We start from the raw sequence: 14,498 nt of genomic DNA, 5'->3' as shown, positions 1-14,498 counted from the left end.
ACGGAGTCACAAATGGCGAATTTGCCAGAAAAAGAGAAGCTGGTGCGCAACTTCAATCGTTGCGCTAACTGGGAAGAGAAATATCTTTACATCATTGAACTGGGCGCAAAACTTCCAGAATCCTCTGAAAGCTTGCATCAGCCTGAGAACGTGATCTCAGGGTGCCAAAGCCAAGTGTGGATCAAAATGACGCCACAGGCAGATGGCACCATCACCTTTGAAGGTGACAGTGATGCGGCAATCGTTAAGGGATTGATTGCAGTGGTTTTTAGTTTGTATCAAAACCTCTCTGCGGCTGATATTGTCGCGCTCGATGTGCGTCACTGGTTCGGTGAACTGGCCTTGATGCAGCATCTTACGCCCACGCGTTCGCAGGGGCTGGAAGCGATGATTCGGTCTATTCGCCATACCGCTCAGAACCTCTCCTAAGCTAAACTCCACAGACGCCAACCGGCGTCTGTTTTTTTATCTAAAGAGAAAATTGCATGAAACCTGCTTTATGTATGGCCGGTGCATTGCTGCTGACCTGTTTTGGGCTCTCTGCACCCACATTTGCCACGGAATATCCTCTTCCTCCCCCTGATAGTCGCCTGATTGGTGAGAATACGCTTACCCAGGTTCCCGATAACAAACGTCCTCTTGAAGATATTGCTGCCCGATACAAAGTAGGGCTGCTGGGCATGCTGGAAGCGAATCCCGGTACCGATCCCTGGCTACCGAAAGCGGGAACACAACTGACCGTACCGCTACAGATGATTCTGCCTGACACGCCGCGCGAAGGCATTGTGGTCAATCTCGCGGAGTTACGCCTTTATTACTATCCGAAAGGCGAAGACAAAGTGATCGTTTATCCTATCGGGATTGGCCAGTTAGGTGCAGCAACGCCAACGATGGTCACCAGCATCAGTCAGAAGGTCCCTAACCCGACCTGGACGCCTACCCAGAACATCCGTAAGCGTTATGCGAAAGAGGGCGTTACGTTGCCTGCTGTAGTGCCTGCTGGCCCCGATAATCCGATGGGCCTCTTTGCGTTGCGTCTGGCGCGCGGAACAGGTCAATATCTTATTCATGGCACCAATGCAAAATTTGGTATCGGGATGCGCGTAAGTTCTGGCTGTATTCGCCTGCGTACTGAAGATATCGAAGCGCTGTTCAATAGCGTGCCAAAAGGTACGCGGGTGCAAATCGTGAACCAGCCGGTGAAGTATGCGGTGGAGCCTGACGGTAAACGCTATGTGGAAGCGCATCAGCCGCTGTCACGTACCGACAAAGATGACCCACAAACCATGCCGATTGCGTTAAGCGCTAATCTCAAAAGCTTTATGAAAAGTGATAAGAGCGACACGGCACTGATCAAGGCGACAATAGAACGCCGCTCAGGGATGCCGATATTGGTGAGTAGCGGTGAGAAGGTTAAGGATGATACGCCGCTGCCAGCTGTGCTGCAGGGAGCGCAGGAAGGACAAAGCGCGACCATCAGTCAGGCAATGGGTGAGAGTGCTGAGACTTTGCCTCAATAATACATTTGAGTCAGGAACGATAAGCAAAAAAAATGGCGCCTCAAGGGCGCCATTTTTAAACCAGAACTCTTACTTGCGGTAAGAGTGAGCCTGGTTGTCCAGACGCTGGTTAGCGCGTGCTGCGTCATCTTTAGCAGCCTGAACGTCTGAACGCACTGCGTTCACGTCGTTGCTCAGTTGGTCAACTTTAGCGTTCAGAGTCTGAACGTCTGAAGACAGCTGGTCGATTTTAGCGTTGCTTGAGCAACCAGCCAGCAGAGTTGAACCCAGAATTACCGCGCCCAGTACCAGTTTAGTACGATTCATTATTTATACCCTCTAGATTGAGTTAATCTCCATGTAGCGTTACAAGTATTACACAAAGCTTTTTAAGTTGAGAATAAATTTTTCATGAGAAGATGCTTAAACATGATCGTTCGCTCAAAGAAGCAGCGGTTAGCAGAATATGATAAAAAAATTTAGCGAAAACAGAGAGATTTAATCGGATTAACCTTAATTTAAAGCGAATTTGAATAGTTATTTTCTATTGGAATTTTCCTGCATTTGTATTAAGTACAAAATAAAAAAAGCGCCCCTGAAGGCGCTTTTAAATAAATACTCAATTATTAATTAAAGTACGTGTACTGAGGCAGTATTTGTGGTTCCACTTGGTACTAACGCACCGGATACCAGCACGACAACATCGCCTTTCTGACCATAGCCACTTTCTAATGCCGCTTCTTTACCCAGACGATAGAAATCATCCGTTGAAGCAATTTCGGATACTAAACGCGTTTCTATCCCTTTGCTCAGAATTAACTGACGCGCTGTGGTCGCGTTGGTAGTCAGCGCCAGAATGGTGGCGTTAGGGAAATATTTACGTACTGCTTTCGCTGACTTGCCGCCTTCGGTTGCAACCACAATCAATGGCGCTTCCAGTTTTTCTGCGGTTTCAACAGCACCACGACAAACGGCTTCGGTGATGCGCAGTTTGCGGGTATCGTTTTGGCTATCGATGCGTGATTTCATGACGCGATCGGTACGTTCGCAGATGGTCGCCATGATGGTGACCGATTCCAGCGGATATTTACCTTTAGCGCTCTCACCAGACAGCATAACGGCATCGGTGCCGTCCAGAATGGCGTTGGCAACGTCACCCGCTTCAGCGCGAGTAGGGCGTGGGTTTTTGATCATCGAATCCAGCATCTGCGTAGCGGTAATCACCACTTTGCGTGCTTTATTACATTTTTTGATCATCATCTTCTGAGCGAAGATCACTTCTTCAACCGGGATCTCAACACCTAAGTCACCACGTGCAACCATGATGCCGTCAGAAGCTTCAAGGATTTCGTCGAAGTTGTTCAGGCCTTCCTGGTTTTCAATCTTAGAGATGATCTGGATATGCTCGCCGCCATGCTGCTTAAGGTGCTCACGGATTTCCAGCACATCAGAACGTTTACGGATGAATGAAGCCGCAACGAAATCTACGCCTTGCTCACAACCGAAAATCAGGTCGCGCTTATCTTTTTCAGCTAATGCAGGCAGTTGAATAGATACGCCTGGCAAGTTTACGCCTTTGTTTTCACCGAGATCACCGTTGTTCAATACTTTGCAAACCACGGTGTTTTCAGTGACTTCGGTCACTTCCATGCCGATTAAGCCGTCATCTACTAATACCGTGTTGCCGATTTTCAAATCAGCGGTAAAGCCTGCATAAGTCACAGCAACGCGTTCGCTATTACCAATGACGCTTTGATCGGTAGTAAAGGTAAAGGTTTGACCCGCTTTCAGGGAAGCATCATTGCCACCTTCAAGCTTCATGGTACGAATTTCAGGACCTTTAGTGTCCAGCAGGATGGCTGCCTGATGACCGGTTTTTTTAATCACGGCGCGCATGTTAGTAATACGTTGGCCATGTTCGGCGTAGTCGCCGTGAGAAAAATTAAGGCGCATAACGTTCATGCCTGCTTCAAGCAGTTGGGTCAACATCTCTTCAGATTCGGTTTTTGGACCGATAGTACAAACGATCTTAGTCTTTTTCATGACAGGATTTCTATAAGTTGTGATGGATGATAAAGGTTGAGATTCGATGGCGATGCACCGAAGTGAAAATTCTGATTGAAATCGAAACGGGCGATACAGAGTAAGAATAGGTGACGAAGGCCAGGCGTGCAGGGAAGTTGTGCGGTTACGCTAGATAACCACCACGTTGTTGTTGCGCAAATAATCTGAGTTATCGCAGTAAGCACGTGATCGCTGAAACCTTTCAAGTGAACAACGCGGCACAGTATAATCGCTAAGTATGCGAAAACCAATTAAAAAGCGGTACGGGTTTGCGATGTAGATCAAGAAAAACGGGGTTTGCGCAACAGGATAAAAAATGAGAGTGGTGCGCTCTAGTGGACTCGAACCACCGACCCCCACCATGTCAAGGTGGTGCTCTAACCAACTGAGCTAAGAGCGCATTTAAAAATTGGTGCGTCCGAGTGGACTCGAACCACCGACCCCCACCATGTCAAGGTGGTGCTCTAACCAACTGAGCTACGGACGCACTTGGTGCGCTCTAATGGACTCGAACCATCGACCCCCACCATGTCAAGGTGGTGCTCTAACCAACTGAGCTAAGAGCGCAACATGCTGTCAGGGCGACAGCGGGGACGAATATTAACGGCACGCTAAGAGACTGGCAAGGGGAAAAATGTTTTTTTCGTGATGACTGTCGAGCAACTGCGCTATGCGCCGTTTTTTTAGACATAACGGGCCTTTTCAGGCCCGTTCAACGACTTAGCGCGCCGCGCGTGTCAGAATTAATTGCGTGGGTAACTGCTGTAAACGTCGGATGCGCCACAGCATCATTATTGCGGCAGAGGTTAGGCCAATAATAAAGCCACACCAGAAGCCTGCCGGACCCAGGCGTGGCAGCACCCAATCAGTCATTGCCAGAATATAGCCCGTTGGAAAGCCGAGCAGCCAGTATGCAATAAACGTGATAAAGAAGATTGATCGCGTATCTTTGTAACCGCGTAAGATACCGCTGCCAATAACCTGAATAGAATCAGAGAATTGATAGATAGCGGCCAACAGCATGAGTTGGGCTGCTAATGTAATAACTTCAGGATTATCGGTATAAAGCAGCGCAATGTCGTGGCGGAATGTCACGGTAAAAAGCGCTGTTATCGCCGCCATGCTGATGCCAACGCCTTGGGCCGTCCATGCTGCCACGCGAGCTTGCTCGGTGGAACCTTGCCCTAACCGGTAACCCACGCGAATGGTAGTAGCGACCCCCAGTGATAAGGGCAAGACGAACATCAGAGAACTAAAGTTCAGCGCTATCTGGTGGCCTGCGACATTGATAATACCAAGCGGTGAAACCAAAAGTGCAACGACCGCAAACAGCGTTACTTCAAAAAAGAGTGCCAACGCTACGGGCAGCCCCAGCGTGACCAAACGGCTAAGGATAGGACGCGAAGGAGGTGACCAGCGGCTCTCTATGCGAATGTCGCGCATACTGCCCATTCTGCGAACCCAAAAGCGCATACAGATGAACATCACCCAATAGACCGATGCTGTTGCCACACCACATCCCACACCACCCAGCGCGGGCATACCGAAGTGACCATAAATAAAGATGTAGTTTAATGGGATATTCACCAGCAAACCGAGGAATCCTAATACCATGCCTGGTTTGGTTTTTGACATACCCTCGCACTGGTTACGCAGGACCTGAAAAAACAGATAGCCCGGCGCACCGAACAGCAGCGCATGGAGATAGCCCTCGGCTTTAAGGGCTAACAGCGGATCGATGTCATGCATCGAACGAATCAAATAGCCCGCATTCCACAGCACCAGCATGATTAAAATAGAAACAAAAAAGGCCAGCCAGAATCCCTGGCGAATTTGTTCGCCGATGCGTTCGCGGCGACCTGAGCCGTTGAGTTGCGCAACGGTGGGCGTCAATGCAAGAAGAAGACCATGGCCAAACAGGATGGCCGGAAGCCAAATGGAAGTGCCGACAGCAACGGCGGCCATATCCGTGGCGCTGACTGCGCCGGCCATAATGGTATCCACAAATCCCATTGCGGTTTGAGCCACCTGAGCCAGGATGACTGGAATCGCAAGGGCCAGCAATTGACGCGCTTCTGTTAAATACTTCTGCACGTAAACACCTGACTTATTTAATTAATGAAGGGACGCTGAAAGCCCCGGGGAAAAGCGCGGCTTAGTGTAACTGGCGTGACAAGATTCGCCAATCTTTGTCACACGATGCGTTTTGCTAAGCTGTAAAGCAACACGCAGGGCTGAAACCTAACAGCCTTCATTAGCTGTGATAAACTAGCGCAAACTTCGCAGAGGCAAAGACTATGTTTACCGGTATTGTGCAGGGCACCGCAGAAATAGTGTCCATTGAAGAAAAAGAGTTGTTTCGTACCCATGTAGTCAGACTGCCGCAAGAATTATTGCCAGGTTTAGCATTGGGCGCATCAGTAGCACATAACGGTTGTTGTTTAACCGTTACTGCTATTGAGGGCGATCTGGTGAGTTTCGATTTAATAAAAGAAACATTGCGCGTAACCAACCTTGGCGATCTACAGCCGGGCGATATCGTGAATATAGAGCGGGCAGCGAAATTCAGCGATGAAATTGGTGGCCATCTGATGTCAGGTCATATTATGACCACTGCTGAAATCTGCAAAATTATCCAGTCTGAAAACAACCGTGAAGTCTGGTTTAAAATTCAGGATCCGGCGCAGATGAAATATATTCTGCATAAAGGTTTTGTCGGCATTGATGGTATTAGTCTAACAGTGGGTGATGTCACGAAAACCAAGTTTTGTGTCTACCTGATCCCAGAAACGCTGGAGCGGACAACGCTCGGTGCGAAGACCTTTGGGGATCGAATCAACATTGAAATTGATCCACACACACAGGCGATTGTGGAGACGGTAGAGCGCGTTTTGGCTCAGCGTGAGTCCGCCGCGATTAAAGTATTATCCGAGCAGGGCGATCGAGAATAAAAAGCAGAAGGCGCATTGAGCGCCTTCTGCTTTTAATCCAGACTTCAGCGTGCCACGCGTAACCCACCTTCGACACCGCGGCTAAACACCACTTGCCATAACTGAATGTCTCGAGCACGAAACGCGCCCGCACACGCATTCAGATAATATGAGAACATGCGCTTAAAGCGTTCACCATAATTATCTGCCAGCTCAGGCCATGCCTGTAAGAAACGCGCGTACCAGGCCATTAATGTCGTGTCGTAATCAGCACCAAAGTTGTGCCAGTCTTCCATAACAAAATGCGGCTCGCTGGCGTCAGCAATATGGCGCATTGAGGGTAAACAGCCGTTAGGGAAGATATATTTATCAATCCATGGATCAACATTCATATCCGTTACAATGGCGCCAATAGTGTGAAGTAAGAAAAGGCCATGAGGCTTTAAATTACGATCCACTACATCGAAATAGGTCGCGTAATTTTTGGGGCCGACGTGTTCAAACATACCCACTGAAACGATGCGATCAAATTGCCGATCAAGATCGCGATAATCCTGAAGCAGAATAGTGACATCCAAGCCTTCACAGCGCTGCTGGGCCAGTTTTTGCTGTTCAGCTGAAATCGTGACGCCATGTACCTTAACGCCATAATGACGCGCCGCATAAGCGGCGAGTCCGCCCCATCCGCAACCAATATCTAACAACGACATACCCGGCTCAAGCTGCAGCTTGCGGCAGATCATATCTAATTTGGCTTCCTGAGCCGCCTCTAAGGTTGTTGCGTCTTTCCAGTAAGCACAGGAATATTGCATATAGGGATCGAGCATCAGCGTAAATAAATCATTGCCTAAGTCGTAATGCTCTTTACCTACCATCCATGCGCGCTTTTTCGATTGTAGATTCGTTAATCGCGCGGCAGCAATGCGCAAAGTATCTTTGAAATGGTGCGGTAATTTCTGGTCCAGTTTGTGCTTAAGCACGCGGTGAAAAAATATATCCAGCTGTTCACACTCCCACCAGCCGTCCATATAACTTTCGCCTAAACCGAGCGAACCTTCCTGCAAGACACGTTTGAAAAAATCAGGATTAATAACCTGAATATCCCAGGGGCGAGTACCATTGATTTCGATATCTGCTTGTTCCAGCATTTCATGAACGATGCGATACCAATGGTTTTCTTCAAGGCTCACTTCTTCTATAAACGATGAACTCATAGCTTCTCCATCACCTGTCCAACCTGAACCTGAGAAAAAGAATAGCCAATTTCTCAGGGGTTTTGAGAAAAGTCACGGAATGGCCCGTGCGCCTGATATCCGACGTATTACAGAGGATTGAAAAGGAACAATGTTGGTCTCTCACAATAGAAAACAGAGATATTGTGCAGACGCCATCCCAGCGACAAAGTCGCTAAAAACACTCTAATTATGTTGTTGATTTGTAGCAGATTTATTGACCCGAATGAGTATATTATCACTCGGGTCAGTATTCAATGACTTATTGTTAGGTTGCTAATTAAAATCTTTCGCCTCAGTGATTATCCTGGCAAACGGATTTTGACGAGGCAACATCAGTTTGTGCGCTCACCTGGCGTTGGATACGGTATCCTAGCAGGGCAAGCAAGATTGTCAGTGCCATAATCATTGTGGTGGTATGTAAGGCATGTTGCAAACCCGCAGAAACGGCAAGGCTGGCGGCGAAACATAATCCTAATTGCAAACAGTTTTGCAGCGCTGCCGCTTTGCCCGTTGCATGAGGAAAAGGTTGTAGGGCGCTGGAAACGACAATGGGATAAATTGCACCGTTAGCTAACGCCATGCCGCAGAACGGCAGTAGCAGCGCCGTCAGGTTATTGACACCTGCCAGTGCAACAGCAAACAGCACCAGAATGCTCACGCTGTAAATGACTAACATCCACGGCAATAGCTGCGCACCGTTAAAGCGATTGAGCAGGGCGCGACAACCAAAGCCACCGATCAAAAAGGCGATGGTTTGCGGCACATAGCTCAAGCCAATATCGGCAGGCGTTAATCCGATGTCTGCCAAAATAAAGGGCGAACCGGTTAACCAGGCAAAAAAGCTGGCCGAGCAGGCAGCGTAAATTATGACGTTTCCGCGATAAACTGAAGAGCGAAGCAGGGTGATAAAACCGGGCTTTTGCAGATCGTTATTGGAGACTTTACGTGTGGAGGGTAAACGCAACGTCACGGCAATCAATGCAACTGCTGTGAGTGTCAAAACCAAAAAAATTGAACGCCAATGAAAATGACCGATAAGCCATGCGCCCAGCAGCGGCGCAAGCGCAGGTGAAAGTGCCACCAAAGGCATAATCGTCGCGAATACCTTATTCGCGCGCGCCTGCGGATAGCGATCAACCACTAAAGCCTGCCAACTCACCGCTGCGGCACAAACACCTACCGCCTGAATAAAGCGCAGCACCAGCATCAAAATAGTGTCAGTCACCCACAACATGCCTGCACAGCCCAAGGCAAACAGCGTCAGGCCTGCGAGTAAAACGGGCTTGCGCCCAATGCGATCAGACAGCGGTCCCCAGAAAAGCTGCGCGCAGGCGAATCCCGCAAGGAACAAGCTCATGCTGGCACTGATGATACCCGGTGACGTATTAAACGTTTGTTGCATGGCGCCGAACGCAGGTAAATACATGTCTGTTGCTAAAAAGCCCAGCATACTGAGCAGCGCAAGGTAAGGGATAAAGCTCTTATTCGATAACATCTTTTTCTCATTTTTGCAGAATGAACGCGGCAGAGTGTAAAAGGTGCGTTTAAACCTGTGAAACGTTAATATTTGCCACTGGCTGTTAAAAATTTTGAAGGCAGATTATGTGGTCAGAATATGCATTGGAAGTTGTGGATGCGGTAGCACGCGGTGGAAGTTTTAGCGCAGCCGCACAGGAACTACACCGCGTTCCTTCTGCCATCAGCTATACGGTACGGCAGCTTGAAACCTGGTTGGCGGTTCCGCTATTTGAACGTCATCATCGCGAAGTGGTTTTAACCCCCGCAGGCGAACATTTTGTCCGCGAAGGACGCACTGTTATCAAAAAAATGCTGGCAACCCGACGTCAGTGTCAACAACTGGCAAATGGCTGGCGCGGGCAGTTAAGCATCGCGGTAGACTGCATTGTTAAACCAGAACGAACGCGGCAGTTAGTGAAAGACTTTTATCGTCATTTTCCCGACATGGAATTAATCATCAGTTACGAAGTGTTTAATGGTGTGTGGGATGCCTTAGCAGACGGGCGAGTTGACGTCGCGATTGGGGCAACCCAGGCTATTCCTGTGGGCGGACGCTTCGCCTTTAAAGATATGGGCGCGCTCAACTGGCGCTGCGTAGTGATGCGTGAGCATCCTTTAACACAGGCAGAGGCATTAGATGATGACACTTTGCGCAGTTGGCCGTCGTTGGTATTAGAAGATACATCACGGGCGCTGCCGCGTCGTATGACCTGGACGCTGGACAATCAGCGACGTTTGGTCGTGCCGGAATGGCAAACAGGGTTGGATTGTGTTTTGGCGGGGTTATGCGTTGCCATGGTGCCGGGGCATCTGGCTCGCCCGTTACTCGATTCAGGTGAACTGGTTGAACTCACGTTACCGGAAAGTTTTCCAGAAAGTCCTTGCTGCGTAAGCTGGGCGGAAGATCGCGCATCACCGGCGCTGGGTTGGTTGCTCAGCTATCTAGGTGATGCGCAAACACTTAATCAGGAATGGTTAAGTGAGGATTAACGGCGGTAATCGCGGAAAGGGCCATAACCTACTGAGCGACGCTCAATCAGTGTGGGATGAACCTCAATGGTCTGAGACTCTTCGCGTTTACTGGTAATACGATCCAACAACATATCCAACGCTTTTTCCCCCAACTCCGCTTTTGGCTGATGCACGGTAGTTAATGCGGGTGCGAAATAGCGTGCGTTGCGCACGTTGTCATAACCGATCACGGAAATATCTTGTGGGACGCGTAATCCCATTTCATCTGCGGCACAAATGGCACCCATCGCCATGATGTCACCACCACAAAAAACGGCAGTCGGTCTTTGTTTCTGCGAGAGGATTTGCTGCATCGCCTGATAACCTGACTCAGGCTCGAAGTCACCTTGTACGATCCACTCTGCGCGAGGCTGGATATTGGCTTCTTCCATGGCCTTCAGGAAACCTGCGTGACGTCCGCCACCCGTGTTGCGTTCCATTTGGCCCGGAATGGCGCCAATGTCGCGGTGTCCACGTTCGATTAAATAGCGCCCGGCAAGATAACCGCCGTGGAAGGCGTTATCGAGCACGGTGTCGGTAAAATCGCCACGCGATTCACCCCAATCCATGACCACCATGGGAATATTGCGATTTTCTTCCAGCATCTTCAGCAGATCGTCTGGATATTCGGAGCACATCACCAATAAGCCATCAACGCGTTTCTGCGCCATCATGGACAGGTAAGCGCGCTGTTTTTGCAAATCGTTATGCGCATTACCTAAAATCAGGGTGTAGCCTTTGTCAAAACAGTGATTTTCCACAGCCTCAATGATTTCAGCAAAGTAGGGCGCTTCGCTGGAGGTGGCGAGCAATCCCAGCGTTTTGGTGTGATTTACCTTCAGGCTTCGCGCCACTGCGCTCGGCGAATAATGCAGCTCCTGAATGGCTTGCCAGACCGCATTACGCGTTTCCTCTGCCACGAAACGCGTTTTATTAATGACGTGAGAGACGGTCGTTGTAGAAACTCCCGCGCGTTTCGCCACATCTTTGATTGTTGCCATGAAAAAGAGACTCCCGAGCTTATCTTAACTAGTTGATAAGCATGATGTTAAACGTTTGCGTCAACGTAGGGTTTTGCCCGCAAATATACTGCTTTTTTGCCGGTAATATGGCGTCTGTGCGGAAAAAAAAGCCAAAGGAAGACAGCGAACGGAACCGACGTTGCGCGCGTTGCGCAACAAAGGCGGGATTCTAACAAGGCTGAACGGATAAAACGAGATTTTTACTGGGCCTTATGGGAAAATGCTTTATCCACACAAACTGTGAGGCCAAGGAGAGATGATGAGTACCGAGATGAAACTGGCATTGATGACCACTGGCGGGGCATTATTGATGATCGTCGCTTTTAGCTTTACCGCTATTTTGCATTAATAAAAAAAGCCGGTTTAACCGGCTTTTTTTATGCTTAATGATTCTATCGTATGGTTTTCGGCGTCATCATTCGTCGGGCACCAATATAATGACGCTGCCAGTAATCTTTGCCTAATGCGCTGATCTGAATATCTTTGCCGGTGCGCGGCGATTGAATAAACTTCCCATCGCCTAAATAAACGCCGACGTGATCGGCGGTGCCGCGTCCATTGATGCGAAAGAATACTAAATCACCTTTCTCAAGCAATTCTCGCTTGATCGGCGCAGCATCACGCAGGTGATACATCTCATTGGCGGTACGTGGGATTTTAAACTTCAACAAATCTTTGTAGGCATACCATACAAGACCGCTGCAATCGAACCCGGTATGTGGAGAAGTACCGCCCCACTGATAAGGTTTGCCCAACTGACCCATGAGTTTTGCCATCGCTGTCTCGCGCGCTTTTTGATAGCGCTGACGATGGGCCTTACTCATCTTAATCGTACCGAGCTCATTGGTTTCGGCTGCGATAACTTTTGATGAACGCTGACGACCGTAATGTTTACTTGAGGATTTAAGCGTAATTTTTTTAGCGGAGGTATTATGTGCAACTAACTCGACTTTCTTCTGTTTTTTGAGTTTAAGTTTTTGAACGGAAGTCAGACGGGATTTCTTAACTGCGGTTTTTACCGGGCGTCGTTTACGCCGCTCATCTTCGCGTGCACTTTTTTTCTCTACTTTATGCTGGCTGGCCTTAACCGGCGCATGCGGTGAAGCAGATGCGACGTTAAAGAACAGCTGGGCAAAAGCCAGTATGAAAAGCGTAATGATTAGACGCATAGTCCGGTTACAGTTGAGCTGTCAGGTTAAAAACGGCCATAACAGGGTTGGAAAAATCTGATCCAGGATCAGTGCCGAGGCCATTCTAGTCCAGATGTTTTTAAAAAAGTAAGTCCTTTTTCTATTAATCTGTTAGCTGATTGAAATTGGAGCGAAAATGAGCAATTTCAGCACCTTATATCAGCGAAATTATTGCTAATTATTAATACATTAATGCGCATTAATGATATGAAAGTGTTATTTCTTATACAGCGACTTAACAAACATGGCGGTTTGACCTTCCGAAAGTAAATTCTCATTTTCAGTCCGAGGGCGAAGTCGCTACAATAAACAAACACGAAGTGACGAATTAAGGAAGGCAATTATGAGTACTGTAGAAAAAATTCAGCGCCAGATCGCAGAAAACCCGATCCTGCTGTTCATGAAAGGCTCGCCGAAACTGCCAAGCTGTGGTTTCTCTGCTCAGGCGGTTCAGGCGCTGTCAGCCTGTGGTGAGCGTTTCGCTTACGTGGATATTCTGCAGAATCCAGATATTCGTGCTGAACTGCCGAAATACGCAAACTGGCCAACTTTCCCACAGTTGTGGATTGATGGCGAACTGGTCGGCGGTTGTGACATTATCGTTGAGATGTTCCAGCGTGGCGAACTTCAATCGCTGATCAAAGAAACCGCTGAGAAGTTTAAAGAAGCGGAATAAGAAAAAGGCCGACAAATGTCGGCCTTTTTACGTTATCTATTCTGAGGCGCTTTCAGCCGCATCGCCTTCTGCAAAGGGTAAGGGCCATCCACCCAGCCGCTTCCAGCGATTAACCAATTCACAAAACAGCGTGGCAGTTTGCTCAGTATCATAAAGAGCAGAATGCGCCTGTGTACTGTCAAACTCCATGCCTGCCGCTTTACACGCTTTCGCTAAAACCGTTTGTCCCAAGACTAAACCGCTCAATGCTGCGGTATCAAAAGTAGCAAAGGGATGAAAAGGATTACGCTTGAGGTTTGCCCGTTCAGCAGCAGCGTTCATAAAGTTCAAATCAAAGGTCGCATTGTGCGCCACCATAATGGCACGGTTACAGCCGGTATCCTTGATCCCTTTGCGCACCATTTTAAAAATGGCATGCAGTGCGTCATGTTCATCGACAGCGCCACGTAGCGGGTTATGCGGGTCGATGCCGGTAAAAGCCAACGCTTCGGGATGCAACAGCGAGCCTTCAAAAGGCTCAACGTGAAAATGCAGCGTCTGGTCGAGGTGAATCCAGCCATCTTCATCCATTTTCAGCGTTGTAGCGGCAATCTCTAACAGCGCGTCGGTTTGCGCATTAAAGCCAGCGGTTTCTACATCAATAACCACCGGAAAGAAGCCGCGGAAGCGTTGATTGAGCGCGTTTGGGGAATTCGATTCAGACATCAGGATCTCATTGCAGGGAATGGGCAGCGCGCATTATGACAAAAAACAGCGTTGGGTGCAGCAGGCCACAAAGGGCTGGGGAAATATCAGCCTGCCGACAACAAGGGCAGGCTGAGGCAATCTTGTTTAGTGACCAAGACCTTTACCGGCGTCTTTATTCTCGATTAACTCGATTTTATAGCCATCTGGGTCTTCCACAAAAGCGATGATCGTAGAGCCGCCTTTGACCGGGCCCGCTTCACGGGTGACTTTTCCACCGTCGTTGCGAATACGATCGCACGCTGCAGCGGCATCATCCACGCCCAACGCGATATGGCCATAAGCATTACCCAGATCGTAGCTCTCTACGCCCCAGTTGTAGGTCAATTCAAGCACGGCACCTTCGCTCTCTTCGGTATAACCTACAAACGCCAGCGTATATTTATATTCGGTATTTTCGCTCTGACGCAGTAAACGCATACCCAGCACGCGAGTATAAAAATCAATGGAGCGTTGCAGATCGCCAACGCGAAGCATGGTGTGAAGTAAACGCATAACATCCTCTTTAATCAAAACGTCATCGAATGATGACACAAGCGCTAAGTATAGCGACGAACAGAGTGAAAGAATAATCGCTGCCGCAACAAAACGTTACGACAGCACAGTCAC

15 protein-coding genes and 3 tRNA genes are annotated in these 14,498 nt (G+C 48.7%); 6 read left to right on the top strand and 12 right to left on the bottom strand.

What is annotated here, in order from left to right; translation table 11 throughout:
• The first annotated feature begins 12 nt into the window (after nt 1-12).
• Nucleotides 13-429, top strand: a complete 417-nt coding sequence (sufE, locus tag MUG06_RS06175; protein WP_243078067.1) for a cysteine desulfuration protein SufE — start codon at nt 13-15, stop codon at nt 427-429.
• A 56-nt stretch (nt 430-485) separates the two neighbouring features.
• The gene (locus MUG06_RS06170; protein ID WP_215846934.1) at nt 486-1,520 is read left to right on the top strand and encodes a L,D-transpeptidase family protein; all 1,035 of its coding nucleotides are present in this window, start codon (nt 486-488) and stop codon (nt 1,518-1,520) included.
• 69 nt (nt 1,521-1,589) lie between these two features.
• Here MUG06_RS06170 and MUG06_RS06165 read toward each other — a convergent pair whose 3' ends face one another.
• The 6 genes from MUG06_RS06165 to MUG06_RS06140 all read right to left on the bottom strand — a co-directional run bounded on the left by MUG06_RS06165 (nt 1,590) and on the right by MUG06_RS06140 (nt 5,657).
• On the bottom strand, nt 1,590-1,826 hold the full coding sequence (locus tag MUG06_RS06165; protein WP_006118977.1) for a major outer membrane lipoprotein: 237 nt from the start codon (nt 1,824-1,826) through the stop codon (nt 1,590-1,592).
• Between the two features lie 303 nt (nt 1,827-2,129).
• Entirely contained in the window at nt 2,130-3,542 is a 1,413-nt protein-coding gene (gene pykF, locus MUG06_RS06160) for a pyruvate kinase PykF (RefSeq protein WP_243078066.1), read from the bottom strand.
• Between the two features lie 344 nt (nt 3,543-3,886).
• A tRNA-Val gene (locus tag MUG06_RS06155) sits at nt 3,887-3,963 on the bottom strand.
• Between the two features lie 10 nt (nt 3,964-3,973).
• Nucleotides 3,974-4,050, bottom strand: a tRNA-Val gene (locus tag MUG06_RS06150).
• Between the two features lie 3 nt (nt 4,051-4,053).
• Nucleotides 4,054-4,130: transfer RNA gene (locus MUG06_RS06145), tRNA-Val, on the bottom strand.
• Nucleotides 4,131-4,283: 153 nt separating this feature from the next.
• On the bottom strand, nt 4,284-5,657 hold the full coding sequence (locus tag MUG06_RS06140; RefSeq protein WP_243078065.1) for an MATE family efflux transporter: 1,374 nt from the start codon (nt 5,655-5,657) through the stop codon (nt 4,284-4,286).
• A 203-nt stretch (nt 5,658-5,860) separates the two neighbouring features.
• Here MUG06_RS06140 and MUG06_RS06135 point away from each other — a divergent pair, with 203 nt between their 5' ends.
• The gene (locus MUG06_RS06135) at nt 5,861-6,514 is read left to right on the top strand and encodes a riboflavin synthase subunit alpha (protein ID WP_243078064.1); all 654 of its coding nucleotides are present in this window, start codon (nt 5,861-5,863) and stop codon (nt 6,512-6,514) included.
• A gap of 44 nt (nt 6,515-6,558) precedes the next feature.
• On the opposite strand, the gene cfa is transcribed toward MUG06_RS06135, so the two are convergent.
• Together cfa and punC are read right to left on the bottom strand one after the other, a co-directional pair.
• A complete protein-coding gene (cfa, locus tag MUG06_RS06130) occupies nt 6,559-7,707 on the bottom strand; it encodes a cyclopropane fatty acyl phospholipid synthase (protein ID WP_243078063.1) in 1,149 nt (382 codons plus the stop codon).
• Between the two features lie 313 nt (nt 7,708-8,020).
• Nucleotides 8,021-9,223 (bottom strand): purine nucleoside transporter PunC, encoded by a 1,203-nt coding sequence (gene punC / locus MUG06_RS06125; RefSeq protein WP_243078062.1) that lies wholly within the window; start codon nt 9,221-9,223, stop codon nt 8,021-8,023.
• A gap of 107 nt (nt 9,224-9,330) precedes the next feature.
• On the opposite strand from punC, the gene punR reads away from it, so the two are divergent.
• Nucleotides 9,331-10,236 carry a DNA-binding transcriptional activator PunR gene (gene punR / locus MUG06_RS06120; protein WP_215846929.1) on the top strand — a complete coding sequence of 302 codons (906 nt, stop codon included), beginning with the start codon at nt 9,331-9,333 and terminating at the stop codon, nt 10,234-10,236.
• Here punR and purR read toward each other — a convergent pair.
• Entirely contained in the window at nt 10,233-11,258 is a 1,026-nt protein-coding gene (gene purR, locus MUG06_RS06115) for an HTH-type transcriptional repressor PurR (protein ID WP_215846928.1), read from the bottom strand. The two genes, punR and purR, sit on opposite strands and share 4 nt — an antisense overlap.
• Before the next feature lie 280 nt (nt 11,259-11,538).
• Here purR and MUG06_RS06110 point away from each other — a divergent pair, with 280 nt between their 5' ends.
• Nucleotides 11,539-11,628 (top strand): YnhF family membrane protein, encoded by a 90-nt coding sequence (locus tag MUG06_RS06110; protein WP_243078061.1) that lies wholly within the window; start codon nt 11,539-11,541, stop codon nt 11,626-11,628.
• A gap of 43 nt (nt 11,629-11,671) precedes the next feature.
• Here the strand turns inward: MUG06_RS06110 and MUG06_RS06105 are convergent, their stop codons facing one another.
• Complete coding sequence (locus MUG06_RS06105; protein WP_243078060.1) at nt 11,672-12,448, bottom strand: C40 family peptidase; 777 nt, start codon at nt 12,446-12,448, stop codon at nt 11,672-11,674.
• A 361-nt stretch (nt 12,449-12,809) separates the two neighbouring features.
• Here MUG06_RS06105 and MUG06_RS06100 point away from each other — a divergent pair, with 361 nt between their 5' ends.
• Nucleotides 12,810-13,145, top strand: coding sequence for a Grx4 family monothiol glutaredoxin (locus tag MUG06_RS06100; protein WP_208612774.1), 336 nt, complete (start codon nt 12,810-12,812; stop codon nt 13,143-13,145).
• Between the two features lie 36 nt (nt 13,146-13,181).
• Here the strand turns inward: MUG06_RS06100 and rnt are convergent, their stop codons facing one another.
• Together rnt and gloA are read right to left on the bottom strand one after the other, a co-directional pair.
• Nucleotides 13,182-13,850: a ribonuclease T gene (gene rnt, locus MUG06_RS06095; RefSeq protein WP_215846926.1), complete on the bottom strand. Its 669-nt coding sequence runs from the start codon at nt 13,848-13,850 to the stop codon at nt 13,182-13,184.
• Between the two features lie 126 nt (nt 13,851-13,976).
• Nucleotides 13,977-14,384, bottom strand: coding sequence for a lactoylglutathione lyase (gene gloA, locus MUG06_RS06090; RefSeq protein WP_215846925.1), 408 nt, complete (start codon nt 14,382-14,384; stop codon nt 13,977-13,979).
• Between the last annotated feature and the right edge of the window lie 114 nt (nt 14,385-14,498).

The organism is Pantoea sp. MQR6, assembly GCF_022761075.1.
GTDB classification, from domain to species: domain Bacteria; phylum Pseudomonadota; class Gammaproteobacteria; order Enterobacterales; family Enterobacteriaceae; genus Pantoea; species Pantoea phytostimulans.
The sequence above is the reverse complement of the archived record's forward strand: the minus strand, read 5'-3'. Positions and strand labels throughout refer to the sequence as shown.

Excerpts from the sequence above, each read along its gene's own strand:
- punR (WP_215846929.1), top strand. The coding sequence starts at position 9,331 with ATGTGGTCAGAATATGCATTGGAAGTTGTGGATGCGGTAGCACGCGGT.
- gloA (WP_215846925.1), bottom strand. The coding sequence starts at position 14,384 with ATGCGTTTACTTCACACCATGCTTCGCGTTGGCGATCTGCAACGCTCC.
- pykF (WP_243078066.1), bottom strand. The coding sequence starts at position 3,542 with ATGAAAAAGACTAAGATCGTTTGTACTATCGGTCCAAAAACCGAATCT.
- purR (WP_215846928.1), bottom strand. The coding sequence starts at position 11,258 with ATGGCAACAATCAAAGATGTGGCGAAACGCGCGGGAGTTTCTACAACG.
- rnt (WP_215846926.1), bottom strand. The coding sequence starts at position 13,850 with ATGTCTGAATCGAATTCCCCAAACGCGCTCAATCAACGCTTCCGCGGC.
- MUG06_RS06165 (WP_006118977.1), bottom strand. The coding sequence starts at position 1,826 with ATGAATCGTACTAAACTGGTACTGGGCGCGGTAATTCTGGGTTCAACT.
- punC (WP_243078062.1), bottom strand. The coding sequence starts at position 9,223 with ATGTTATCGAATAAGAGCTTTATCCCTTACCTTGCGCTGCTCAGTATG.
- MUG06_RS06135 (WP_243078064.1), top strand. The coding sequence starts at position 5,861 with ATGTTTACCGGTATTGTGCAGGGCACCGCAGAAATAGTGTCCATTGAA.
- sufE (WP_243078067.1), top strand. The coding sequence starts at position 13 with ATGGCGAATTTGCCAGAAAAAGAGAAGCTGGTGCGCAACTTCAATCGT.
- MUG06_RS06105 (WP_243078060.1), bottom strand. The coding sequence starts at position 12,448 with ATGCGTCTAATCATTACGCTTTTCATACTGGCTTTTGCCCAGCTGTTC.
- cfa (WP_243078063.1), bottom strand. The coding sequence starts at position 7,707 with ATGAGTTCATCGTTTATAGAAGAAGTGAGCCTTGAAGAAAACCATTGG.
- MUG06_RS06170 (WP_215846934.1), top strand. The coding sequence starts at position 486 with ATGAAACCTGCTTTATGTATGGCCGGTGCATTGCTGCTGACCTGTTTT.
- MUG06_RS06110 (WP_243078061.1), top strand. The coding sequence starts at position 11,539 with ATGAGTACCGAGATGAAACTGGCATTGATGACCACTGGCGGGGCATTA.